Source organism: Glycomyces tritici (genome assembly GCF_030403505.1).
On sequence record NZ_JAUEMJ010000004.1, the window covers coordinates 366,340 to 389,922 of the forward strand.

Consider the following 23,583-nt stretch of genomic DNA (forward strand, 5'->3'; position numbering starts at 1 on the left):
CTTGCTAGTGCCAGAGCATATACGAGTCCATTAGCGAAGGGAAAGAGGGTGGCCGCATCTATTTGTGAATGCGCCGCTACCGTCCAGGCCACGAGGCGACTTGAATGCGTCCAAGTCTCCCGGGTCCGGGCGAAAAGGGACCGCGCCCGAAGATCGCCCCTTGAATAAGGCGGCCTTCCGGCGCGGTTCCTTTGGCTTTGCTATTCGGGTTTCACCAGCGGGAAGAGGATGGTCTCTCGGATACCGAGTCCGGTGAGCGCCATAAGCAACCGGTCGATTCCCATGCCCATCCCGCACAGCGGCGGGAGGCCGTACTCCATCGCGCGCAGGAAGTCCTCGTCGACGCCCATCGCCTCGTCGTCGCCCTTCGCGGCCAGTCTGGCCTGCGCCTCCAGGCGCTCGCGCTGGATCACCGGGTCGATGAGCTCCGAATAGCCGGTGGCGAGTTCGAAGCCCCGGACGTACAGGTCCCATTTCTCGGTGAGCCCGGGAGTGGTGCGGTGACCGCGCGTGAGCGGCGAGGTCTCCTCGGGGTAGTCGAAGACGAAGGTCGGTGCCGTGATGTGGTCGGAGACCAGCAGCTCGAACAATTCCTCCGCGAGTTTCCCGGCTCCCCACTTGGGGTCGACCGCGAGTTCGACTTTCTCCGCGTAAACGCGCAGCGTCTCCAGCGGCGTGTCGACGGTCACGGTTTCTCCGAGTGCTTCGGAAAGGGACCCGAAGAGGGTGATCTCGGCCCACTCGCCGCCGAGATCGAACTCGGAGCCGTCCGCGAGAGCCACCGTCTCGGAGCCGAACACCGAGCGCGCCGCGCCTTGAATGAGCGACTTGGTGAGCCCGGCGATCGTGCGGTAGTCGCCGTAGGCCTGATAGGCCTCCAGCATCGCGAACTCCGGCGAATGCGACGAGTCGGCGCCCTCGTTGCGGAAGTTCCGGTTGATCTCGAATACGCGGTCGATACCGCCGACGACGCACCTTTTCAGATAGAGCTCGGGGGCGATGCGCATGTACAGGTCCATGTCGTACGCGTTCATGTGCGTCACGAACGGCCGCGCGGTCGCCCCGCCCGGCTGCACCTGCATCATCGGCGTCTCGACCTCGACGAAGTCGCGGTCGTCGAGCTGCGAACGCAGCGAGCGCACGACCTTCGCCCGGTTGCGGGCGTTCGCGCGGGCCTCGGGCCGGACGATGAGGTCGACGTACCGCTGGCGCACGCGGGTCTCTTCGGCGAGCGGCTTGTGGGCCACCGGCAGCGGGCGCAGGGCCTTGCCGGTGATCTCGAAGGAGTCGGCCATGACCGACAGCTCGCCGCGCTTGGAGGTGACGACCTCGCCGGTGACGCCGATGTGGTCGCCGATGTCGGCCAGGCGCTTCCAGTCGGCGAGGCGCTCCTCGCCGATCTTGCCCTGGGAGAGCATCACCTGGAACTCGGTGCCGTCGCCGTCGCGCAGGCGCGCGAAGCAGAGCTTCCCGGCCGTGCGGACGAAGATCACCCGTCCGGTGGTGCCCACGGTGACGCCCGAGGACTCGCCGTCGGCGAGGCCCGCGAACTGCTCGCGCAGCTCGGCCAGCGTGTGGGTGCGCGGGTAGCCGAGCGCGTAGGGCTCCTTGCCTTCCGCGAGGAGGGCGGCGCGCTTGTCGCGCCGGATCTGCATCTGCTCGGGAAGGTCGTCGCCGCTGTCGGTGTTCTGCTCGTGCTCGGTCACGTCTTACAGGGTAAATGCCGCTCCTGCGCGGCGGCATGCGAGTTTCCCCCCGTCGCGCCGTGTCACACCGCCTCCGCGTCGCGGAGCGGGGCGGAACGGGGTGATGCGGCTATAGGGCAAGCCCCTTCCCACCCGCATCCACCTCCGACCAACCGAAGAAATGCGACGACTCTCCCACACGGGTCCGACATGCCCCCGAACGCGAACTTCGTTCGCGCCCCTTCGCGACCGGTGGGCGCCCGCTGGTCTGCCGCGATCGCCGCTCCGTCGCGCGGTCCGCCCGGGACCGGCCGCTCGGGTGAGTCGCCCAGTCGCCCAGGGCCCGGCGCTCAGGCGTGCCGACTAGTCGGCCAGGGACCCGCCGCTCAGCCGTGTCACCAGATCGGCCATGACGCGCCGCTCAGGCGTGTCGCCTAGTCGGCCAGGATCGGCCGTTCGATCGCGAACGCCGGGTAGCCGACGACGCGGTCGGGCCGGCCCACCGTGTCCGCCGACGTGGCGAGCGCGAGCTGGCGCGGGCGGCGGCCGGTGGCGTCGGCCCACGCGAGCGTGGCGCGCAGCGCGAAGACGCCGCACGCGTGGTGCGGGGCGATCTCGCGCGGGCGCAGGCTCCGGATGGCCTCGGCGGTCGCGGCGTCGATCCGCTCGGCGGTCGCCTGGTCGTGGAAGTGCGACAGGTCCGTGGAGCAGATGATGACCGAGTCCTCCCCGGCCTCCTCGCGGAGCGCACTGATGAGCCGCGCGCCGTCCGGGGACTGGCCCATGCCGAAGGCGACGGGCGTGATCTCGATGTCGGGCCCCAACGCCACCTGCAGGAACGGCAGCTGGACCTCCAGCGAGTGCTCGGCCTCGTGCGGGAGGCGCGAGGAGCCGACGACGCCCGTGGCGGCCACGTTGACCTCCCCGAGCGGGGTCTCCCAGCGCGCGTAGGGCGCGGCGGCGTGCCCGCGGAGCGGGTAGTGGTGGGAGGGGCCGACGAGGACCACGCGCTTGACGCGGCCGCGGTGGGCGGCGAGTCGGGCGTAGACCTCGGCGGCGACGGGCCCGGAGTAGCGGTGGCCGGCGTGCGGGGCGATGTAGGCGGCGGCGAGCGGTTCGCTCACCGGTCCGGCGGCGTCGATGAGCCGCTCGATGTCGGCGCGGAGCAGCCCGGGGTCGGCCGGGTAGAAGCGTCCGGCGACGGCAGCGGGCCGTACGGTGTCTGATTTGATCGAAGGCATCGCAGGTCTTCCGGTGGTGGTTCCTATGGTCGGTGTGAAGGCTCTGGTCGGTGAGCCGGAATGTGGTCTTGCGCCGGTGCTCGCCTGGTTGACGGCGGGGCGATGCGGATCGGTTGCCGCTTGGGACCCCAGTCTCCCGCCGGTCCGTCGAAAACTCCGGGAACGTTCGCGCCGCAACCGCCGCACTGTCCGCTATCCGACACTGCATACCGGTCAATTCGGTACCAATCACGCACGATGAGGGCTTGGCCACAACTGGAGCAGCTCGTGGTCTGGCCTTCGGGGTCGTGCACGTTGCCGGTGTAGACGTGCCGCAGGCCCGCTTCACGGGCGATCCGCCTGGCCCGGCGGAGTGTCGCGACCGGGGTCGGCGGCACGTCCCGCATCTTGAAGTCCGGGTGGAACGCGGTGAAGTGGAGCGGCACATCAGGTCCGAGGTGGTCGTGGATCCACGCGCATTCGGCGGCGATCTCCGCGTCGGAGTCGTTGTGCCCGGGAATGAGCAGTGTGGTGATCTCGGTCCACACGTCGGTCTCGTGCACCAGGTATTCGAGTGTGTCGAGGACGGTCCTCAGTGAAGCGAATGCGATCTTGCGGTAGAACTCCTCGGTGAACGCCTTGAGGTCGATGTTCGCGGCGTCCATGTGCGCGTAGAGCTCTCGCCGCGCTTCCGGTCTGATGTACCCCGCCGACACCGCCACCGCTTTGAGCCCGGCCTCGCGGGCCGCGTCCGCGCAATCCGCAGCGTATTCGAGGAACACCGTAGGGTCATTGTAGGTGAACGCGATCGACCTGCAGCCCAGGCGCTTCGCAGTGGTGGCGAGGGTCTCGGGCTCGGCCTCCGAAGTGAGCGTGTCGATCTCGCGGGACTTGGAGATGTCCCAGTTCTGGCAGAACCGGCAGGCCAGGTTGCATCCGGCGGTGCCGAAGGAGAGCACGGGCGTGCCGGGCAGGAAGTGGTTGAGGGGCTTCTTCTCGATCGGATCGATGCAGAACCCGGAGGAGCGCCCGTACGAGGTCAGCACGATCTGGTCGCCGCGGCGGGCCCGCACGAAGCACAGGCCGCGCTGGCCCTCGCGCAGGCGGCAGGCGCGGGGGCAGACGGTGCACTCGAGGCGCCCGTCGTCCAGGACGCGATGGAAACCGGTGCCGACGGTGAACTCGTCGGCCCCTTCGGTCCGTGGCCTACGGGGAGTGAGGGTGGCCATACTCACTACGGTAGCGCCCGCTCCGTTGCCGTTGCGTTTCGGCATGGACGCGAGCGGTTTGCAAGCGAAAGGGGCCGCCCCGAGCACTGGATGCTCGGCGCGACCCCTACCGGTCTCGACCATTCGGGCCGCACGCGGCCCGGAGGTACTAGTTCAGGCGCTCGCCGGTCTTGGCGTGGAAGACGTGCTCGTGGCCCGGCTCGGGCACGACGTACACGGTCTCGGCCAGGCGCGGCACGTTCGCCGACTCGGTCCGGACGACGAAGCGCTCGGCTTCGCTGCTGTACGCGGCGTGGCCGTACACGTAGGCCTCCGAGCCCAGCTCCTCGACGAGGTCGACCTCGATCGGGATGCCGCCGGAGCCCTCGGTGCCGAGCTTGCAGTGCTCGGGGCGGATGCCGATGGTGACCTGCTGGTCGCCGCCGTCCTGGGTGGCGGCGTCGCGGACCTCGCGCGAGAGCGGGAGGGTCACGTCGCCGAACAGGCCGCCGGCCTCGGTGAGGCTCACGGTCTTCAGGTTCATGGCCGGGGAGCCGATGAAGCCGGCGACGAAGGTGTTCTTCGGCGCGTCGTACAGGGTGCGCGGGGTGTCGCACTGCTGCAGCAGGCCGTCCTTCATGACCGCGATGCGGTGGCCCATCGTCAGCGCCTCGACCTGGTCGTGGGTGACGTAGACGGTGGTGATGCCCAGGCGCTTCTGGAGCGAGGCGATCTGCGAACGGGTCTGGACGCGGAGCTTGGCGTCGAGGTTCGACAGCGGCTCGTCCATGAGGAACACCTGCGGCTCGCGCACGATGGCGCGGCCCATGGCGACGCGCTGGCGCTGGCCGCCGGAGAGGGCCTTCGGCTTGCGGCCGAGGTAGTCCTGGAGGTCGAGGAGCTTGGCGGCGTCCTCCACGCGCTGCTTGATCTCGGCCTTCGGCATGCGGCGCAGCTTGAGGGCGAACGCCATGTTGTCGAAGACGGACATGTGCGGGTAGAGCGCGTAGTTCTGGAAGACCATCGCGATGTCGCGGGACTTCGGGGGGAGGTTCGACACGTCGGTGTCGTTGATGAAGATCGAGCCTTCGTCGACCTCTTCGAGGCCGGCGAGCATCCGGAGGGAGGTGGACTTTCCACAACCGGAGGGGCCGACGAGGACGAGGAATTCGCCGTCCTGGATCTCGATGTCGAGCTTGTCGACGGCGGGCTTCTCGGTGCCCGGGTAGATGCGCGTGGCACCGGCGTACGTCACTGTGGCCATGATTATGGTCCCTTTCACTGGCAGGCACGTGCCAGACGATCCGTAGTAAAAGGCGGCTTTTCATCACAGACGGGACCTCGCCGGAGCGGCGCGACCCTGCGCTGCGATCACGACCGCGTGATGCGCAGCACCGTGCGGTCGTGAGCTGAGCCTAGCCGCGGGGGAATGCCTTTGCCAAGTCGGTGCCGAACGTTTGTCCGGTTTACCGTGAAGGTTTACCGAAACGTTATTCCACCCGCATGGCCTGCAGGAGCCGCTCGTCACCGGCCACGTCGCAGATCCCGAACGGCAGCCGGCCCCACAGCGCGAGGGCGATGTCCGAGGCCGAGCCCGCCGCGCGGGCCTGCAGTTCCGTGCGCGAATCGGGCTGCTCGAGCAGTGCGACCCGGCCGTCGCGCAGGCGCACGAACCAGGTCGCGTCCGCGTCCTGCGCGAACAGCTGCACCAGGCCCGCGGCCTCGGGGTGGGCCCCGCGGCGGGCGCCCACCGGGAGAAACGCTTCGAACACCTCGCTGATCGCCTCGGCCGCGAGCGCCACCGGGACGGGCGCGGTCGCCCCCACGGCCATCTGCACGTCCCAGCGGGCCAGGCCCGTGGCGACGGCGACGCGCCGGTGCCAGAACTCGGCCCGCCACTCCACCGGCGCCCACGTCCACGCCGGCGAGTCGGCGCCGCGCGCCTCGATCGCGTCGAGCACGGCCGCCAGCGCCTGGTCGTAGACGTCGAGCACGGCGGTGCCCTGCGCGGTCACGGGTGGGGGCTGCGGGAGGTCCTGGTCGGCCGTGGGGCGGGTGCAGAGGGCCTCGACGGCCCAGCGGTACTCGCGGGCGAGTTCGAGGAGGATGCCCGCGACGGTGGAGTCGGGGCGGGAGGGGGCGACGCGGTCGAGGGCCTCGGGCCCGCACGCCGAGCGCAGGCCTGCGGCCTCGGTCTTCAACTCGGTGAGGTAGTCGGTGATGCGCAGCTTAGCCATGGTGACCGCCGTTCCTCGTAGCCTGCGTAAAGCTTAGGCTTTCCGGTGTGACACACGCCAGCCCAACGTCGAGCGAGCAGGCTCCGAACGGCCCGGTCCCGGGCAGGTCCCTCAGCGAGTACACGACGCTGAGGATAGGAGGTCCGGCCCGCGAAGTGATCGAGACGCGCCACTGGTCGGAGGCGGTCGCGGCGATCCGCGGGGCGTCCGGTCGGACGCTGGTGCTCGGGGGCGGCTCGAACGTCGTCGTCGGGGACGGGGGGTTCGACGGGACGGTGGTGCTGCTGCGCGGCGAGGGCATCGAGGAGGTCGGGCCCGAGCGGTTCCGGGTCCAGGCCGGTCATGTGTGGGACGAGTTCGTCGCCTGGACGGTGCGCAACGGCTCCTCCGGTGTCGAGTGCCTGAGCGGCATCCCCGGTTCGACCGGGGCGACGCCGATCCAGAACGTGGGCGCGTACGGCCAGGAGGTCGCGCAGACCATTGCGGCGGTGAAGGTGTGGGACCGGGAGGCGGACGAGGTCCGCGACTGGTCGCCGGCCGAGTGCGGGTTCGCGTACCGCCGCAGCGTGTTCAAGCACTCGGACCGGTACCTGGTGCTGAGTGTGGACTTCCAGCTCACCGGGGGCGGCGAGTCGGAGCCGGTCGCGTACGCGGAGCTGGCGAAGCGGCTCGAGGTCGAGGTGGGCGACCGGGCGCCGGTGCATTCCGTGCGGGAGGCGGTCCTGGAGCTGCGCCGGGGCAAGGGCATGGTCCTCGACGAGGCCGATCATGACACGTGGAGTGCGGGTTCGTTCTTCACGAACCCGGTCGTCGGCGCGGCGGACCTGCACCAGGTGGCCGAGCGGGCGGGGGGCGAGCCGCCGCACTGGCCTGCGGGCGAAGGGGCCGTGAAGGTCTCGGCCGCGTGGCTCATCGGGGCGGCGGGGTTCGCGAAGGGCTACCGGCGGGGGAACGTGAGCCTCTCGACGAAGCACACGCTGGCGTTGACGAACCGGGGCGGCGCCACTGCGGCCGAGCTGCTCGCGCTCGCGGACGAGGTGGCGGACAAGGTGGAAGCGGACTTCGGCGTCCGCCTCCACCCCGAGCCGGTGATGGTGCTTTAGCCCTCGCGCAGTCCGATGCGGTCGTGGAGGCGGCGCAGCGGCGCCGGGGCCCACCAGTTCCATCTTCCGGTGAGCCGCATGAGGGCGGGCAGGAGCACGCCGCGGATCACGGTGGCGTCCACGATGACCGCCAGGGCCATGCCGAGGCCGAGCATCTGCAGGAAGACGACGTCGCCGGTCGCGTAGACCGCGAAGGAGAACGCCAGGACGGCCGCGGCGGCGGTGACGAGCGGCGCGGACCGCTGCAGGCCGGCGGCGATCGAGCCGGTCCGGTCCCCGGTGCGGTCGTGCTCCTCTTTGATGCGCGCGAGCATGAACACCTCGTAGTCCATGGAGAGTCCGTAGGCGATGCAGAACATGAGGATCGGGATGCTCGGCTCGAACGAGCCCTGCGGTGTGAAACCGATGAGGCCCGAGAGATGCCCGTCCTGGAAGACCCACACGAGGGCCCCGAACATGACCGCGAGTGAGAGTCCGTTGAGGAGTGTGGCCTTGAGCGGGGCGATCACGCTGCCGGTCATGAGGAACAGGATCACGACGGTGATGAGGACGATGAGGCCGAGCACGAGCGGGAGCCGGTCGAGCAGGGCGTCGCGGAAGTCCGCGAGGTCGGCCGGGTAGCCGGACACGGCAACCGTGAACCCGGGCTCGACGGCGCGGACGTCGCCGACGAGGGCGTAGGGGTCGGCGCGCATCGCGTCCGCCGCGGGGACCGCCGAAAGCCATGTGGCGCCGCCCGAGTGCGCGAACCGCTCGGTGTCGCCGGGGGCGACCGCGACGCCGTCCACGTACCGTCCGGCGCTCGAGTCGACCTGGGCGATGCCCTCCACTGTCGACAGTTCGGCGGCGTAGGCGCCGAGCGCTTCCGGTTCGGCCCCTTCGATGAGGATCTGGAACGCGTCCGACTCCTCGGCGGCGAAGCCTGCGGTGATCTGGTCGGTGACCACGCGGCTCGCGGCGTCCTCCGGGAGCGCCCGCTCGTCGGGGACGCCGAAGCGCACCCCCAGGATCGGCGACGCCAGCGTCAGCACGAGGACCAGTGCCGCAGTGCCCCAGATGAACGGGCGGCGCGTGACCGCCGTCGCGAGCGTGAACCACCGGCCCTCCTCGACCGGCCGCACCGGGCGCGTGCGCGTCACCCGGGGGCCCCAGACCGCCAGGGCCGCAGGGAGGACGACGACGGCGCCGACGAGCGCGGCGAGCGGCACGATGATCCCCGCGTACCCGAAGGACCGCAGGAACGGGAACGGCATGAGCAGCAGCACGGAGAGGCTCGCGGCCACGGTGACGGCGCTGAACACGACGGTGCGGCCGGCGGTGGCGACCGTGCGGGCGACGGCCTCCGCGCGGTGGTGGAGCGCCGACTCCTCCCGGAAGCGGTTGACGATGAACAGGCAGTAGTCCACGGCCAGGCCCAGGCTCATGACCAGGATGAGGTTCGCGGCGAACGTCGAGACCTCGGTCATCGCCGCGACGGCGCGCATGGCGGCCAAGGAGAGTGCGAGCGCGAAGACGCCGGTCCCGAGGGTGAGGAGGGCCGCGACCGGACGCCGGTAGAGCACGATGAGCAGCACCAGCATCCCCGGGAGGACGATCATCTCGGCGAGCACGAAGTCCTCGCGGGCCAGCTGCGCGGCCTCGCGGAACAGCTCGTCGGAGCCGCCGACGGCCACCGTGAGCGCGCCGCCGTCCCGGGCGAACTCGGCCTTCAGGTCCGGCAGCAGCTCCTCGCGCACGAAGGTGACGTCGCCGGGGAGGTAGGCGGTGACGAGCGCCTGCGAGCCGTCCTCGGAGCGGAGCGCGGGTGAGCCGGCGTCCCAGTAGGAGTCGACGGCTCCGGTGCCCTCGGCGGCGGCCAGCTCGGCGGCGAGCGCGGTGCCCGCCGCTTTGCTTGCGGCGGAGTCCACGTCGCCGTCGGCGGCCGTGACGAGCAGCAGGAAGTTGGCGCTGCCGATGCCGAAGCGACGGTCGAGTTCGTCGCCGGTGACGATCGATTCGGAGCCGGGCGCCTCGAAGCGGGAGAGGACGAGCGCGTTCATGGTGCCGGAGCCGATGAAGGCGCTGGCGAGGAAGGCGAGGAGGGCGGCGAGGAGCAGGATGCGTCTGCGGCGCACGGTGAATCGACCAAGGCGGTGCATGGGGTCTCCGACTGGCTAGACTTGAGAATGCGAGTGAGCGCTCGCAATAAAAATACGAGCGATCGCTCGCAATTACAAGCCCGAGGGGGACGCGTGCCCGACGACACAGCCAAGCCGGAGCGGAAACGCCAGGCCAGAGGCGAGAAGCGCATCGAGGAACTGCTCGACGCCGCCGCCGCGGTCTTCGCCGAGCGCGGCTACAAAGCGGCCGGCACCAACGAGATCGCCCGGCGCGCGGGCGCCTCCCCCGGCACGCTGTACCAGTTCTTCGAGAACAAGGAGGCCATCGCCGAGGCCCTCATGGCGCGGTACGTGGCGCGCCTGCGGGCGGCCCACGGCGAGGCCTTCGACCCGGCCGTGGCCGAACTGCCCCTGCCGGAGATGCTCGACCGCATCATCGACCCGGTGGTGGCCTTCGACCGCGCCAACCCGGGCTTCTACGCCCTGCTGGCGGACCCCCACCTCTCCCCGGAACTGGCGAGCGCGAAGAAGCCCGCCCAGAAGATCATGTTCCAGCGCCTCGACCAGATCCTGGAGCGGCGGGCCCCCGGCCTCCCGGCAGAGCAGCGAACCCGCACAGCGGAAGTCGCGGTCCACCTCTTCAGAGGTCTGCTCCCCCTCATCATGAGCGCGGCAGAGGAGGACCTGCCCACCCTCGTCGCCGATACCAAGGGCGTACTCCGCGATTACCTGTCATCCCGCATCGGGACCTACCCGCGACGAACGACTCGCACACCGGCCGAGGAGGAACGAGCGCGGGCCGCGCGGGCGAACCTCCGCCGCACGGCGGATGAAGGCCTGTTCGATTTCGACCGAGCGGTCGACCTCGACAAGTCGGTCGACGACGGACTACTGCGCTACGCGATGGAGGTCCTGGACGTCGACTCCCGGACCGACGCGATCACCCGATCGCTTCACGAGGCCGTCGAGGCGCGCGAAGCCGAGCCGTACCGCGTCACGGACAAGGAGGAGTGAGGAACTTGCAGCGGGGTCCGTTGCTGCGTGTCAACTTGAGGTCAGTGGTCAGCAGCGGAGCCCGTCGCCATTCGGCGACAGCGATATAAGAGGCGTCGTATGCGGTCACGCTGCCGCGCAGTTCCCAGATTCGACTCGCCAGAACCGCGAACGGTTCGCAGTGCACCGGCAGGGCCTGCAGGTCGCGGTAGGCGAGAGCGGCCGCCGTCTCATCGATGGTTCCCTTGCGCGCTTCGCGCCGGAGGATGTCCGCCGTCTCGTAGTGCAGCATTTCCGGCGCGAAGAGCCGCTTGCCCCGCATGTGGCCGACCGCCCATTCACTGATCGGCCCAGGCTCGATGAGCACCGCGGCGACCGCTGACGCGTCGACGACCAGCCCGTCTCCATCGGTCATCGGCGATCTGCGTCCCGCGATTCGAGGATGTCTTCGATGGTGACGGTCGAACCCGAAGCGTGTACCCGCGCGCGTGCACGTTCGAGAACCACATCAAGGGGCGGATGCGACACCGTGGACTCGATCAAGGTGAGCATGTACTCCTGCAACGACTGCCGCTGGCGGGCCGCCCGAGCAGCCAGTTCGTCCCGCCATTCGACCGGCACATGCCGGATCGTCACGCTGGTTTCGATCGCATCCGCTTTAGCCATGCTTGCATTATAGCTGCACTGGATGCGAAATGACTTCATCCTAACGGAGCAAGGCCGCCGCTTCCATTGCCGCGTAGGTCGCGATGACGCCGGCGCCCGCGCGCTTGATGCTCGTCAAGGACTCCAGGATCGCCGCGTCGCGGTCGATCCAGCCGCGCTCGGACGCCGCCACGATCTGGGCGTACTCACCGCTGATGTGGTAGGCCGCAACGGGAACCGGGCTCCGCTCGGCCGCGGCCTTCACGATGTCGAGGTACGGCAGCGCCGGCTTGACCATCACGATGTCCGCGCCCTGCTGGATGTCGAGATCGATCTCGTGCAGCGCCTCGGTCACGTTCGCGTTGTCCTGCTGGTACGTGCGGCGGTCCCCCTGCAGCTGCGACTCGACCGCGTCCCGGAACGGGCCGTAGAACGCGCTCGCGTACTTCGCCGCGTAGGCCAGCAAGCCCGTGTCGGTGTGGCCCGCTTCGTCAAGGGCCGCACGGACGTAGCCGATCTGGCCGTCCATCATCCCCGAGGCGCCGAGCAGGTCCGCGCCCGCTTCGGCCAGGGACACGCCCATCTCGGCGTACCGCACCAGCGAAGCGTCGTTGTCCACAGTGCCGTCCGGGCGGAGCACGCCGCAGTGGCCGTGGTCGGTGAACTCGTCCAGGCACAGGTCCGGGATGACCACGAGGTCGTCGCCGACCTCCTCGCGGATCGCCCGCGTCACGACGTTCAGGATCCCGTTCGGATCGGTTGCGGCCGAACCGATCGCGTCACGCACCGCCGGGATGCCGAAGGGCATGAGCCCGCCGAGCCCGGCCCGAGCGGCCTCGACCGCGAGCTTGCGCACCGAGTCCACCGAATGCTGGAACACCCCGGGCATCGACGCGATCTCGACGGGCTCGTTCAAGCCCTCCTTGACGAACACCGGCAGCACCAGGTCCGACGGATGCACGCGCGTCTCGGCCACGAGACGGCGAAGGGCCGCAGTGCGTCGCAGCCTCCGAGGGCGGATGACCGGGAACTCGGGACTGTTCGGCACTGCGACCACTTCCTTTGCGTTGCTAACGGAACCTCAGGGCCGTCGGCCCCTGGATCTTCTGGCCCCGACGGGTCTTGATCGGGCCCTCGGCCAGGCGCTGCTTCAGCTCCATGGCGTACTCCGCGAGGGCCTCGATGAGGTCCGGCACGGAGGCGTTCTCCGGCTTGGCGTCCACGCGCAGACCGAACTCGGTCGCCGTGTCGGCGGTCGCCGGGCCGATGCACGCCACCACGGTGCGCTGGTGCGGCTTGCCCGCGATGCCCACGAGGTTGCGCACAGTGGACGACGAGGTGAAGAGCACCGCGTCGAACCCGCCGGACTTGATGGCGTCGCGGATGTCAGCGGCCGGCGGCGAGGCGCGCACCGTGCGGTACGCGGTGACGTCGTCGACCTCCCAGCCGCGCTCGCTCAGGCCCGAGACCAGCGTCTCGGTCGCGATGTCGGCGCGCGGCAGGAGCACCCGGCCGACCATGTCGAGGATCGGGTCGTGCGGCGGGAAGACCTCGAGCAGGCCCTCCGAGGACTGCTGCCCGGTCGGGATCAGCTCGGGCTCGATGCCGAACTCCCGCACGGCGTTCGCGGTCGCCTCGCCGATGCAGGCGATGCGCAGCCCGCCGAACGCGCGCGCGTCCAGGCCGTGCTCCTTGAACTTCTCCCAGATCGCCTTCACCGAGTTCTGGCTGGTGAACACGATCCACGCGTACCGGCCGTCGACCAGGCCCTTGATGGCCCGCTCCATCTGGGCGGGCGTGCGCGGCGGCTCGACGGCGATCGTCGGGACCTCGCACGGGATGGCGCCGTAGGCGCGCAGGCGCTCCGACATGATGCCGGCCTGCTCCTTGGTGCGGGGGATGAGGACCTTCCAGCCGTAGAGCGGGCGACCCTCCCACCACGCGAGTTCGTGCCGGTCGTCCACGCCGGGGCCGATGGTGAGCACGACCTGCCCGGCGTAGCCGAGCGCCGCCTCCACGAACGTGTCCACAGAGGAGGTCGTGGTGTACTCGGTCTCGCCCGTCGCGTCACCGGTCACGGCGACCGCGGTCTCGCCGGAGACCCCGCCCGCGAGCAGGATGTCGCGCAAGGAGGACAGGTCCGAGACGTCGGCGGTGACGGTGAGGCTGCCGCGCTTGATCGCGTCCGCGATCATGAGCGGCTCGATGGAGGCGATGTCGTCGATGTCGATGACCGTGCGGATCTCCCCGGGAGGCATGCCCGCGTACACGGCGACGGCCTGCGCGTGGCTCATGCCCGGGATGACCTCGAAACGGGCCTGCTCGGCGCTGGCGGCCCTGATCTCGGCCTTCGCGAGCCGGTTCGGGTACGCGTCGCCGACGATGAGGCGGGCGATGTTCTCGCCCTCGCGCGCCGCGGCGGCCATGAGCTTGCCCTGGTCGCTCGGGGAGGACTCGATGAGCTTGATCTTCGAGTCGTCGCCGTTGAGCTCCTTGGCGGTCTCGATGAGCGACTGCGGGAGCGACCGGTCGTAGTAGACCCGGTCGGCCTCGCGAATCGCGTCGAGGGCGCGCTTGGTCAGCAGTCCCGGGTCGCCTGGGCCGGTCCCGACGAAACGCACGCGGCCCACCGGCTTACGGGCACTGGTCATGTTCTCTCCATCAACAGTCGTCTAAAGCTTGGGTCTAACTTCAATAGTTGCTCGGCACCGGCCTCGAGGAGGTCCTCGGCCAGCGCTCGCCCCACGGCGGCGGCACGGGCGGCCAGTTCGTCGGCGCCCGCATCGCCTGTGTCAGGGAGAGCGGCGGTGGTCGAGAGCCGCTCGATGACGGAACCGTCCTCGGCACCGACGGCCCCCCGCAGATACAGGTCGACCTCGTCTGGCGAAGCGCCTTCGGCGACATCGGCGAGTGCGGCGACGGGAGCGCTGCATCCGGCTTCGAGTCGTTGCAGAAGGGCGCGTTCGGCGGCGACGACGGCCTGTGCGTACCGGTCGTTGAGCTTACTTGAGATCCGCGCAGATGTCATGTCGGCTTTGCGGCATTCGACCGCCAATGCCCCTTGTGCTGGGGCGGGAAGCATCACTAGCGGGTCCAGGTACTCCGTGATCTCCGCCTGCCGCTCGATGCGCTTGAGGCCGGCTGCCGCGAGGATCACCCCATCGAGGTCGTCGCCGACGCGGCCGATGCGCGTGTCGATATTGCCGCGGATCGGCACGCACTCGAAGCCGCGCCCCAGGGCGTTCAGCTGCGCGATGCGCCGGGGCGAACCGGTCCCGATCCGCGCGCCCGGCCCCAGGTCGGAGAGGGTGCGGCCGTCCGAGGCGATGAGCACGTCGCGCGGATCGGCGCGCGGGGGCACACTGATGACGAGGTGCTCGGGCTGGGCCGTGGGCAGGTCCTTGTACGAGTGGACGGCGATGTCGATCTCCTCGCGCTCCAGCGCATCGCGCAGCTGGTTGACGAAGACGCCGACGCCGAGCTGGGCGACGGGCACCGTGGTGCCGTCTCCTGTGGTCTTGATCTCGACGAGCTCGACCTGCTCCCCCGTGAGGCGCGCGATCTCGTCCGCGATCATGCCGCTCTGCGCGAGCGCGAGCTTCGATCCCCTGGTCCCGACTCGGATCACAGGTGGTTTCCCTTCCTAAGGCCGGCGGCGCGAAGCGCTCCGGGCTGCTATGGGGCGGTGCCGAGGGTCTTGCCTGCTTCGGCCGCGAGGACCGGATTGACTTTGAGGGCTTCCGCGAGGTCGCCGCTCTGCGGTTCGGCGACGGCGGCCGCGTCGAGCGCGAACAGGTCGCGCAGGGCGCGCGCGTAGTCGGGCGCACCGGGCTGGCCGGCGAGCTCGCGGACGCGGACGGTGGGCTCGTGGAGGAGCCGCTGCACCACGCGGTGCACGGTGCGGGCGACCTCGGCGCGCTGGTCGTCGGTGAAGTCGCCGCGGCGGGCGACGCGGGAGAGCTCGGCCTCGACGATGTCGGCGGCGGCCGAGCGCAGGGCGGCCACGGTGGGGGTGACGGCGTCGGCGCGCAGGCTCTCGTTGTAGGCCGCGATCTCCTCGGCGAGGAGCGCCTCGACTTCGGCGAGGGTGTCGGCGGCGGCGCCGGCGGCGTCGGCGCGCTGGATCTCGGCGATGTCGATGACGTGCACGCCCTCGAGGCGCGACACCTCCTCGGCGACGTCCTTGGGGAGGGCGAGGTCGCAGACGACGAGCGGCGCGGTGCGGCCGGCGAGGTGGGCGGCGCGCAGGACCGGCTCGGGCGAGGAGGTCGCGCACACGAGCAGGTCCACTTGCGCGGCAAGGGAGGTGAGGTCGTCGTAGGCGGCGGTCTCGGCGTCCCAGACGGCGGCGAGCCGCTCGGCCTTCTCGCGGTCGCGGTTGGCGACCTTGAGGGACTTGACGCCCGAGCGCGCGAGGGTCGCGGTGGCGAGGCTGCCCATGGCGCCGGCGCCGACGACGGCGGCGCGGGCCTGGGAGAGGCCGTTGGCGAACCCGGTGCGGGCCAGTTCGCGCTCGGCGAGTTCGAGGGCGGCGGTGACGACGGAGGGCGCGGCGGCGTCCACGTCGGTCTCGGCGTGGATCCGCTTGCCCACGCGCAGGGCCTGCTGGAACAGCTCGTGGAGGTGGCGCCCGACCTGGTCGGCCTCGCGCGCGGTCTCGTAGGCGTCGCGCAGCTGGCCGAGGATCTGGGGCTCGCCCGCGACCATGGAGTCGAGGCCCGCGGCGACCCGGAAGGCGTGGGCGGCGGCGTCGGCGCCGTGGCGCACGTACCCGCAGGAGGCGAAGTCGAGCTCGGCTTCGGCGTCGCTCAGGCCCCACACGCGGTGGAGCTCGTCGACGATCGCGGAGAGGCCTCCGTGGAAGGTGGCGGCGGTGGCATACACCTCGACGCGGTTGCAGGTCGAGAGCACGACGGCTTCGCGGACCTCGCCGCCGCCGCTCAGGAGCGAGCGCGCGAGGTCGGCGGCGGCCTCGGGGCCCACCGCGAGCCGTTCCAGGGTCTCCACCGCGGCACTGCGGTGCGAGATGCCCACTACCAGGAGGTTCACTTCACCGTTCCCGTCTCTCGGCCGTGCTCTTCACGTCCCCGCAAGCGGTCGACGTGCCTCATCTACGTCTCCGCGAGCGGTCGACGCGACTGCTGCTTGACGTCTGTGTTCGTCCGGCCGATGGTCTTGTGGTGTTCGTGGAAGGAGAGGATCTGCAGCTCGACGGCCAGGTCGACCTTGCGGACCGCCACACCTTGCGGCACGGCGAGAACACATGGCGCGAAGTTGAGAATGCTTGTGACACCAGCATCTACGAGGAGGTCGGCCACGTGTTGGGCGGCCGCGCCGGGTGTGGCGATGACCCCTATGTTGATGCCTTCGTCACGTATCGCGCCTGCCAGCAGCGCCACATCGCGCACCAGGATCCCGTCCAGGTCCTTCCCTATGATGCCCGGGTCGGCGTCGAAGAGGCCAACGATGTCGAAGCCTCGTTCGGAGAATCCGGGGTACCTGGCCAGGGCTTGGCCCAAGTGACCCAGGCCGATGATGGCCACGCGGGAGTCTTTCGTGAGTCCGAGCACACCCGCGATGTAGGCGGCGAGCGCGGCCACGTTGTAGCCGACGCCGCGCATCCCGGAGGCCCCGAGCTGGGAGAGGTCCTTGCGGAGCATCGCCGAGTTCACGCCCGTGGCGGCGGCGAGGGTTTCGGAGGAGACGGTCTCGACGCCGGCTTCGCCCAGCGAGCTCAGCGCCCGCAGGTACTCGGGCAGGCGCCTGACCGTCGCGGCCGGGAGGTCGGCGGCCGTTGCGGAAGGGCCGCTGGGGGCCCGGTGGTCAGTGCCTTCGCCGGTGGTCGTCAATGGTGGAACTCCAGGTCCGCTAGTCCCGCGCCGCCGTTCACCGGCGCGCAACCCAGCTTAGGAGGTGGACCGTGCGCGAGCTCGCACAGGCGGCGCTAACCTGCGCCGGACGCGACTCGGCGGCTCGCGGGACCGGTGCGGTACACCCCCGTAACACTGGGCGAAGCCCAGCTGTACCGATAGCCGGTTGTTCCCGGCGAGCCGCCGTCTGGATTGATTTTGCCCTAAAAGACCGCTGATGCCCGTAAATCAATATTTTTCGGCGCGTCGTCCTCGGGATCACGAATTCGAGGAAGCCTCGAGATCGCGCGTGAGGCGCGGCACGTCGACGTCCCAGTAGCTGTGCTCGCGGCCGTCGAGCAGCACCACGGGGAGCCGATCGCCGTATTCGCGCGCCAACGCAGCGTCATCGGCGACGTCCACCTCGGTGAAGCCGAGGCCCGCCGCGCGCGCCACCCGGTCGAGATCGGCGCGCGCCGCCCCGCACAGATGGCAATCCCTTGTAGTCAGCAGCGTCAGCCTGTTCACCCTGCTCCCTCCCTGGATCAGAAGATCGCACAATCTGTGCGACACCCTCCGTCATTCCTCGATCACTATTGAGCCAGAACCGGTCCGCGAACGCGGACCTCCAAACATTTGGGGAGGTAATGGTGGGATTCCGCCCCCGCGAAGAAGGGTACGTCGGTGCGCCGGGCGAGCGCCGACATCACCCGCAGTCAAGCCGTCACCGAACGCGACACGCCGAACGCAAATCCGCGTCGGCGGCCTTCCTGATTTCTAGACTCAGGCGGGTCAGTCCCTGCGGGACCCGATCGCATGACTCGGCCCGACCCCTCACACGAGGAGGCCACTAGTGCCCGGTATTGCACCAGCAATGGTGACGAACTACGCGAACCGCCACACCGCAACGCTCACAGCAGAATTCGCCCCTTACCTGAACGCCACCGCCATCGCCGACGCCCTGACCCGGCTGCCCGCCCCGACCTTCGAGCGGCTCCGGCAGGCCGTCTGGACGGTCCTGAGCCTCGACACCGGCACCGCCGAGCAGCACCACGTGCGCTCCGGCGCCGGCGCCGCGGGCGGGGCCACCGAGGCCGCCGGCCCCGACCAGCACGACCCGAGCACCGACCAGGTCGACGGCGACGAAGTGGCCGACCTGGTGGCGCGCGCCCAGGACGGCGACCCGGGCGCCTTCGGCGAGATCTACGACCGCTACAGCGAGACGGTCTACCGCTACATCTACTTCCGCGTGAACAACGCCCAACTGGCCGAGGACCTCGCCTCCGAGACCTTCCTGCGGGCGCTGCGCCGCATCTCCAGCTTCAGCTGGCAGGGCCGGGCCTTCGGGGCCTGGCTGGTGACGATCGCGCGGAACCTGGTCGTCGACCACTTCAAGTCGGGCCGCTACCGGCTCGAGATCGTCAAGCCCGACGTCCTGGGGACCGACTCCCCCGAGACGGACCCGACCACCTCCCCCGAGACCGCCGCGCTGGAGAAGCTCACCAACGCCACCCTCCTGACCGCGGTCAAGAAGCTCAACCCCGACCAGCAGGAGTGCATCGTCCTGCGGTTCCTCCAGGGGTTCACCGTCGCCGAGACCGCCCGCACCATGGGCAAGAACGAAGGCGCGGTCAAGGCCCTGCAGTACCGGGCCGTGCGCACCCTCGCCCGGCTGCTGCCGGACGGCTTCCGAGGTTGAGGTAGGCGTTTCCGATCCCTTTTCCTTCTCCTCTCCTTCCTTCTCCGACGGCTCAGGCTGCTGTCGGAAACTCGACAAAAACCCGTCTCCGCGGGCACCGACCCGCGAACCCGTCATCAGCGATCCGCCGGGCCCTACCCGGCCGGACCGACACTGCCAGGTCAGGGCCGTTCACCGGTCCTCTACCGCCGTGGAATCGAGCCGCGAGGCGGACAAAGTGGTCCGCGTCGCAAGGTTCTCGGCGAACCGTAACCTCAGGGGCTACTCGTGCGTTGTTCTCAGTACAGGAGCAGGATCCATGCAGTGAGAGGGGGTGTGCCCGGTGACTTTGAACCCTATGGAGCGCCGCCGCGCGGAGGAATTCGCACGGCTGCTTGACTCCGAGGAACCCTCCCTCCCTCACCAGCACAGGGCTGACACATCGGCCGCGACAGTGCACATCGACACCGCGGAAGCGTTCGCCGAACTCGTCGGCGTCACCGAACGGCTCGGCGGTCTCGGCGAGCAGCTCATGGCCGCGAGCCGGCCGTCGCAGCACTGGCAGGACGCCACCAGGCGGCGGCTCATGGCCGTCGCCGCGGAAGAGGGCATCGGCGTCACCGCCCGGGCCCGCGCCAGCGCCGTCGTGCCCGACACCAAACGGGCCCCGGTGCTGGACGACATGTTCCCGCGCCGCCCCCGCGGCGGGCGCCGCCTCGCGATCGTGGCGGCCCTGCTCACCGGCACCGTGGCCGTCTCCGGGGTCTCAGCGGCCTCGGGGGACGCGCTGCCGGGCGAGACGCTCTACGGCGTCAAGCGCTCCACCGAGAAGGCGCAGCTCGCACTGGCGGGCAACGACCTCGGGCGGGCGCAGCTGTACCTGGAGTTCGCGCGCACGCGCATCCAGGAGGCCTCCGAGGTCGTCGGCGACGACGCGGCGGTCGCCACCGCTTTGAGCGACGCCACGGGCGAACTGCGCAGCGGCACCGCGCTGCTGGGCGCGATCGCAGTGGAGAGTGGCGATCCGGCACCCCTCGACTACATCGACCTGTTCACCAACGAGCACCGCTGGGTGCTCGAGGACCTGGTGGCCGAGCTCGACGGCGAGGCCCTGACGGCCGGCGAGGAGCTGGTCGCGGTGCTCGAGGGCGCGGCGGTCCGCTCGGTGGAGCTGCGCGGCGCGCTCGACTGCACCGAGGCCGGCGGCGAGACCGACGCGCTGGGCCCGATCCCGGGCTCGTGCGCGAAGGACTCCATGGACGCGACGACCCCGGTCGAGCCGAGCGGTGCCGAAGGCGCCGAGAGCGGTGCGGTCGAGACCGACGGGGGCGATGCGGCGACCGGCGGGACCGACGGCGAGTCGGAGCCCGCTGCGGGCGGGGAGCCCGCCGGGAGCGCCGAGGAGCCGCGGACGGACCCGACCACGGGCGGCGCGAGCGACCCGGCGACCACCGGTGAGCCGAGCAGCGAGCCCGAGGGCGAGGACGTCCTGGGCGAATTGACCGGGATCCTCTCGGATTTGTTCGAGTAACTTGGCGCCCTTCGGGGTACGCCGTATCGGGCCGATGTCGGCCCGGCAGTGATGCAAGGTGTGGAGTAACGGGCCGGGACGTCGAGAGGCGTCCCGGCCCGCCGCCTTGTGTGCTGCGGGCCGTATACCGTCCCTGACCCCCACCCGCCCTGGGGACCGTCGTCACCACGACGGCGCGGGGGTACGACACGACGAGGGGGTCGCGGAGCACATGTCGCCCGAAAGGGAACGCACGCAGCGTTGGCCGTATAACCAGGGCCACACTGGAAATTCATCGAGCTCGCGTCCTGGCGTTACAGGGCGTCTGCCTGAGGCTTGTAGGCTTTTAGAGTGTCTGAGATCGAGGCTTCCTCCACCGCCTCCGCCGCGCCCCTTCCGAGAACCGCGCAGGCCGGCGGCTCCGCGCTGACCCATTCCGTCGTCGTCGAGCCCGCCGCACCGGGCGACGACGAGCTCGCCCACCGCCCCACCGCCGCCTTCTTCGACGTCGACAACACCCTCATGCACGGAGCCTCCACGTACTGGCTCGCGCGCGCCCTCTCCAAGCACGGGGTGCTCTCGGGCCGCGACATCCTCAGCTTCGCCTGGAAGCAGGCCCGCTTCAAGTTCGGCGCCGAGAACCACGGGCACATCTCCTCCGTCAAGTCCTCCGCGCTCGAGCTCGTCGCCGGGTTCCCGGTCTCGGAGATGAAGGCCGTCTGCGAAGAGGTCGTCGACCGCGACATCTCCCCGCGCATCCTCGCTCCGGTGCGGCGGATCGCCGAACGCCACCTCGAGGCCGACCAGGAGGTGTGGCTCGTGACGGCCAGCCCGGTCGAGCTCGCCGGGGTCCTCGCCTCGCGGCTGGGCCTGACCGGGGCGCTCGGCACGATCGCCGAGGTCGAGGAGGGCTGCTACACCGGCCGCCTCGTCGGCGACCTCATGCACGGCCCCGCGAAGGCGGACGGCATCGCCGAGCTCGCCGCCGAGCGCGGCTTCGACCTCGAGCGGTGCACCGCCTACTCGGACTCGGCGAACGACCTGCCGATGCTGCGCAAGGTGGGGCGCGCCATCGCCGTCAACCCGGACACGCGCCTCGCCCGCCAGGCCCGCCACTACGGCTGGCCCGTCCTCGACTTCCGGCGCGGGCGCCGCGCCGCGAAGCTCGCACTGCCGACCGCGGCCGCCGCCGGGGTGGGCGCCGGCCTGCTGTACCTGTACAAGTCCCGCGAGCGGGACTAGGCGCACCCGGCCGCGGCCGGCGGAACACGAAGAGGCGAATGGCAGGGCACATCGACGCGGCGCAGCGGCTCACCCTCGCGGGGACCGCCGTGCTCGCCCTCGCCTGGCTCGCCTGGCCCTCCCCCGACCGTCCCGAGGCCGCCGCGGTGCCCGATGCGGTGCCGACCGTGTGGGAGACCTGGGACGCCGAGCCCACCGACCTGCCCGGCGTCATCGACGGTCGGGCCTGGACCCCGCTCACCGTCCTCGACGACCCAGCCCCCGATGTCGACGCGTTCCTCGGCACCGACGAGGCCGGGTCGCTGCTCTATGTGGAGCTGCCCGCCGAAGGAGCGGCGACCTCGAGCGTGGTCGCCGAGCCCGGCGGCGTGCCCGGCGTGGTGGCCGCGGCGGCCACCGATGCGCGCCTCGCGTGGCTCCAGACGGTGCCCGACGCGCAGGGCCGGGTCGTCTCCGAACTGTGGACCGCCGAGCGCGGTGCGGACGGCCGGCCCGGCGAGGCCGCCCTGCTGACGGCCGACACCGGGGACGTGATCACCGCCGGCAGCGCGTACGACCTCCAGTTCGCGGCCGAAGGGCTGCACTGGCTCTCGACCGCGCGCGGCGGCACGCTCGTCACCGAGCACCGCTCGATCCCCGTCGCAGGCGGCGAGGTGGCGGTCGTGGGCCACCGCGGGGCGTGGCAGTCCGCCGCCTGGCCGTGGCTCGCCAGCGCCGGGTCCGACTCGCTGGGCGGGGCGCAGTTGGTGCGCACCGACACGGGTGCGGGCGTGAAGGTGTTCTCCGGGTCGGACGAGCTGACGCTGTGCTCGGCCACGTGGTGCCGGTTGATCGTGACCGCCGACGACGGGGCGCGGGTGGACCTCGTCCGTCCAGACGGGAGCGACCGGGTCACCGTGGCGGAGGGCTTCAAGTCGGCGGTGTCGCCGGACGTGGGGCTCATCGACCGGTTCGAGCCGCTCGCGGAGGCCAAGGCCGCCACGGGGGACGCGACGACGGTGACGCTCTTCGACCTCGAGGCGGACGCCGAGTACCTGGTGGCCTCCCGTGCGGGCGAGACGGGCGCGGACGCGCAGTGCCTGTGGTGGTCGACCGGGACGGGCGAGCTGCTGGAGTGGCACGTGCTGGACCTCACGGACCTCGCTTGATGCGAGGCGTTCGCGGACCCGGCCCGGGTAACGTCGATGCCGTGACCACACCTGGAGCGTTGCACACACCGGAGGAGCCGGGCCCGGCCCGGCCCCAGATCATGGGTGTCCTCAATGTCACCCCCGACTCGTTCTCCGACGGTGGGCGCTACCTCGACTTCGGCGACGCCGTGGCGCACGGCGAGCAGATGGGCGCCGAGGGCGCCGACCTGATCGACGTGGGCGGCGAGTCGACGCGCCCGGGTGCGGACCGGGTGGACCCGGCGACCGAGATCGCGCGCGTGGTGGACGTGGTGGCGGCCTTGTGCGAACGGGGCCTTGCCGTCTCGATCGACACGACCCGGGCGGCGGTGGCCGCGGCGGCGATCGGGGCCGGTGCGAGCGTGGTGAACGACGTGTCGGGCGGTTTGGCCGATCCGGACATGGCGCGGGTCGTGGCGGACACGGGCGTGCGGTGGGTGCTCATGCACTGGCGCGGCCATTCGGCGGACATGCAGCGCCTCCAGCACTACGAGAACGTCGTCGCCGATGTGAAGGCCGAGCTGGAGGACCGGGTGGAGGCGGCCCTGGACTCCGGTGTGGACCGCTCGAGGCTGATCCTGGACCCGGGTCTGGGGTTCGCGAAGTCGGCCGAGCACAACTGGCGGCTCTCGGCGCACCTCGACGAGTTCACGGCGCTGGGGTTCCCGGTGCTGTTCGGCTCCTCCCGCAAGTCGTACCTGGGGAAGCTCCTGGAGGACGAGAGCGGGAAGCCGCGCCCGGTGGGGCAGCGGGAGGCGGCGACGCTGGCGACCTCGCTGCTGGCGTTCGAGGCGGGCGTGTGGGGCGTGCGGGTGCACGACGTGGCCGGGACGGCGGACGCGCGGGCCGTGTGGATGGCGACGCGCCGGGCCCGGTAGGCCCTGACGGATCCCTGACAGCGCGCCGTCGGCGCGCTGCGCTGCCGTGCGCTGTGACCTGGGCGTG

Annotated in this window: 21 protein-coding genes; 7 read left to right on the plus strand and 14 right to left on the minus strand. The window is 70.7% G+C overall.

Translation table 11 applies throughout. The annotated features are described in order from the left end of the window. Positions 1-200: 200 nt before the first annotated feature. The 5 genes from lysS to QWI33_RS15770 form a co-directional block, all read right to left on the minus strand. On the minus strand, positions 201-1,655 hold the full coding sequence (lysS, locus tag QWI33_RS15750) for a lysine--tRNA ligase (protein WP_353895492.1): 1,455 nt from the start codon (positions 1,653-1,655) through the stop codon (positions 201-203). 464 nt (positions 1,656-2,119) lie between these two features. Further along, positions 2,120-2,926: an AmmeMemoRadiSam system protein B gene (amrB, locus tag QWI33_RS15755; protein ID WP_289958095.1), complete on the minus strand. Its 807-nt coding sequence runs from the start codon at positions 2,924-2,926 to the stop codon at positions 2,120-2,122. A 23-nt stretch (positions 2,927-2,949) separates the two neighbouring features. Then, the gene (gene amrS / locus QWI33_RS15760; RefSeq protein ID WP_289958096.1) at positions 2,950-4,134 is read right to left on the minus strand and encodes an AmmeMemoRadiSam system radical SAM enzyme; all 1,185 of its coding nucleotides are present in this window, start codon (positions 4,132-4,134) and stop codon (positions 2,950-2,952) included. A 148-nt stretch (positions 4,135-4,282) separates the two neighbouring features. Beyond that, positions 4,283-5,377 (minus strand): ABC transporter ATP-binding protein, encoded by a 1,095-nt coding sequence (locus QWI33_RS15765; protein WP_289958097.1) that lies wholly within the window; start codon positions 5,375-5,377, stop codon positions 4,283-4,285. 226 nt (positions 5,378-5,603) lie between these two features. Continuing rightward, on the minus strand, positions 5,604-6,350 hold the full coding sequence (locus tag QWI33_RS15770; protein WP_289958098.1) for a hypothetical protein: 747 nt from the start codon (positions 6,348-6,350) through the stop codon (positions 5,604-5,606). A 47-nt stretch (positions 6,351-6,397) separates the two neighbouring features. Here QWI33_RS15770 and QWI33_RS15775 point away from each other — a divergent pair, with 47 nt between their 5' ends. Continuing rightward, positions 6,398-7,453 (plus strand): UDP-N-acetylmuramate dehydrogenase, encoded by a 1,056-nt coding sequence (locus QWI33_RS15775; RefSeq protein ID WP_289958099.1) that lies wholly within the window; start codon positions 6,398-6,400, stop codon positions 7,451-7,453. Here the strand turns inward: QWI33_RS15775 and QWI33_RS15780 are convergent. Next, positions 7,450-9,591 carry an MMPL family transporter gene (locus QWI33_RS15780; RefSeq protein ID WP_289958100.1) on the minus strand — a complete coding sequence of 714 codons (2,142 nt, stop codon included), beginning with the start codon at positions 9,589-9,591 and terminating at the stop codon, positions 7,450-7,452. The two genes, QWI33_RS15775 and QWI33_RS15780, sit on opposite strands and share 4 nt — an antisense overlap. 93 nt (positions 9,592-9,684) lie before the next feature. Here QWI33_RS15780 and QWI33_RS15785 point away from each other — a divergent pair, with 93 nt between their 5' ends. Beyond that, complete coding sequence (locus tag QWI33_RS15785; RefSeq protein WP_289958101.1) at positions 9,685-10,566, plus strand: TetR/AcrR family transcriptional regulator; 882 nt, start codon at positions 9,685-9,687, stop codon at positions 10,564-10,566. On the opposite strand, the gene QWI33_RS15790 is transcribed toward QWI33_RS15785, so the two are convergent. From QWI33_RS15790 to QWI33_RS15825, 8 genes are all read right to left on the minus strand, one after another. Next, the gene (locus QWI33_RS15790; RefSeq protein WP_289958102.1) at positions 10,547-10,960 is read right to left on the minus strand and encodes a type II toxin-antitoxin system VapC family toxin; all 414 of its coding nucleotides are present in this window, start codon (positions 10,958-10,960) and stop codon (positions 10,547-10,549) included. The genes QWI33_RS15785 and QWI33_RS15790 overlap by 20 nt on opposite strands. Further along, positions 10,957-11,211: a hypothetical protein gene (locus tag QWI33_RS15795; protein ID WP_289958103.1), complete on the minus strand. Its 255-nt coding sequence runs from the start codon at positions 11,209-11,211 to the stop codon at positions 10,957-10,959. The genes QWI33_RS15790 and QWI33_RS15795 overlap by 4 nt, the downstream gene beginning before the upstream one ends. A 40-nt stretch (positions 11,212-11,251) precedes the next feature. Continuing rightward, positions 11,252-12,238, minus strand: coding sequence for a porphobilinogen synthase (gene hemB, locus QWI33_RS15800; RefSeq protein WP_289958104.1), 987 nt, complete (start codon positions 12,236-12,238; stop codon positions 11,252-11,254). Positions 12,239-12,260: 22 nt separating this feature from the next. Next, on the minus strand, positions 12,261-13,841 hold the full coding sequence (locus QWI33_RS15805; protein WP_289958105.1) for a bifunctional uroporphyrinogen-III C-methyltransferase/uroporphyrinogen-III synthase: 1,581 nt from the start codon (positions 13,839-13,841) through the stop codon (positions 12,261-12,263). Continuing rightward, the gene (gene hemC, locus QWI33_RS15810) at positions 13,838-14,818 is read right to left on the minus strand and encodes a hydroxymethylbilane synthase (RefSeq protein WP_289958106.1); all 981 of its coding nucleotides are present in this window, start codon (positions 14,816-14,818) and stop codon (positions 13,838-13,840) included. Before hemC ends, QWI33_RS15805 begins: the two co-directional genes overlap by 4 nt. 47 nt (positions 14,819-14,865) lie before the next feature. Beyond that, on the minus strand, positions 14,866-16,239 hold the full coding sequence (locus tag QWI33_RS15815) for a glutamyl-tRNA reductase (RefSeq protein ID WP_289958107.1): 1,374 nt from the start codon (positions 16,237-16,239) through the stop codon (positions 14,866-14,868). Between the two features lie 62 nt (positions 16,240-16,301). Then, on the minus strand, positions 16,302-17,039 hold the full coding sequence (locus tag QWI33_RS15820; protein WP_289958108.1) for a redox-sensing transcriptional repressor Rex: 738 nt from the start codon (positions 17,037-17,039) through the stop codon (positions 16,302-16,304). Between the two features lie 279 nt (positions 17,040-17,318). Then, a complete protein-coding gene (locus QWI33_RS15825) occupies positions 17,319-17,567 on the minus strand; it encodes a glutaredoxin family protein (protein ID WP_289958109.1) in 249 nt (82 codons plus the stop codon). 346 nt (positions 17,568-17,913) lie between these two features. Here QWI33_RS15825 and QWI33_RS15830 point away from each other — a divergent pair, with 346 nt between their 5' ends. The 5 genes from QWI33_RS15830 to folP all read left to right on the plus strand — a co-directional run bounded on the left by QWI33_RS15830 (position 17,914) and on the right by folP (position 23,516). Next, positions 17,914-18,738 carry an ECF subfamily RNA polymerase sigma factor, BldN family gene (locus QWI33_RS15830; RefSeq protein WP_289958110.1) on the plus strand — a complete coding sequence of 275 codons (825 nt, stop codon included), beginning with the start codon at positions 17,914-17,916 and terminating at the stop codon, positions 18,736-18,738. 433 nt (positions 18,739-19,171) lie between these two features. After that, positions 19,172-20,248: a DUF5667 domain-containing protein gene (locus QWI33_RS15835; protein WP_289958111.1), complete on the plus strand. Its 1,077-nt coding sequence runs from the start codon at positions 19,172-19,174 to the stop codon at positions 20,246-20,248. A 330-nt stretch (positions 20,249-20,578) separates the two neighbouring features. Continuing rightward, entirely contained in the window at positions 20,579-21,469 is an 891-nt protein-coding gene (locus QWI33_RS15840) for an HAD family hydrolase (RefSeq protein WP_289958112.1), read from the plus strand. Between the two features lie 38 nt (positions 21,470-21,507). After that, on the plus strand, positions 21,508-22,617 hold the full coding sequence (locus tag QWI33_RS15845; RefSeq protein WP_289958113.1) for a hypothetical protein: 1,110 nt from the start codon (positions 21,508-21,510) through the stop codon (positions 22,615-22,617). A gap of 101 nt (positions 22,618-22,718) precedes the next feature. After that, complete coding sequence (folP, locus tag QWI33_RS15850) at positions 22,719-23,516, plus strand: dihydropteroate synthase (RefSeq protein ID WP_353895493.1); 798 nt, start codon at positions 22,719-22,721, stop codon at positions 23,514-23,516. The last annotated feature ends 67 nt before the right edge of the window (positions 23,517-23,583 follow it).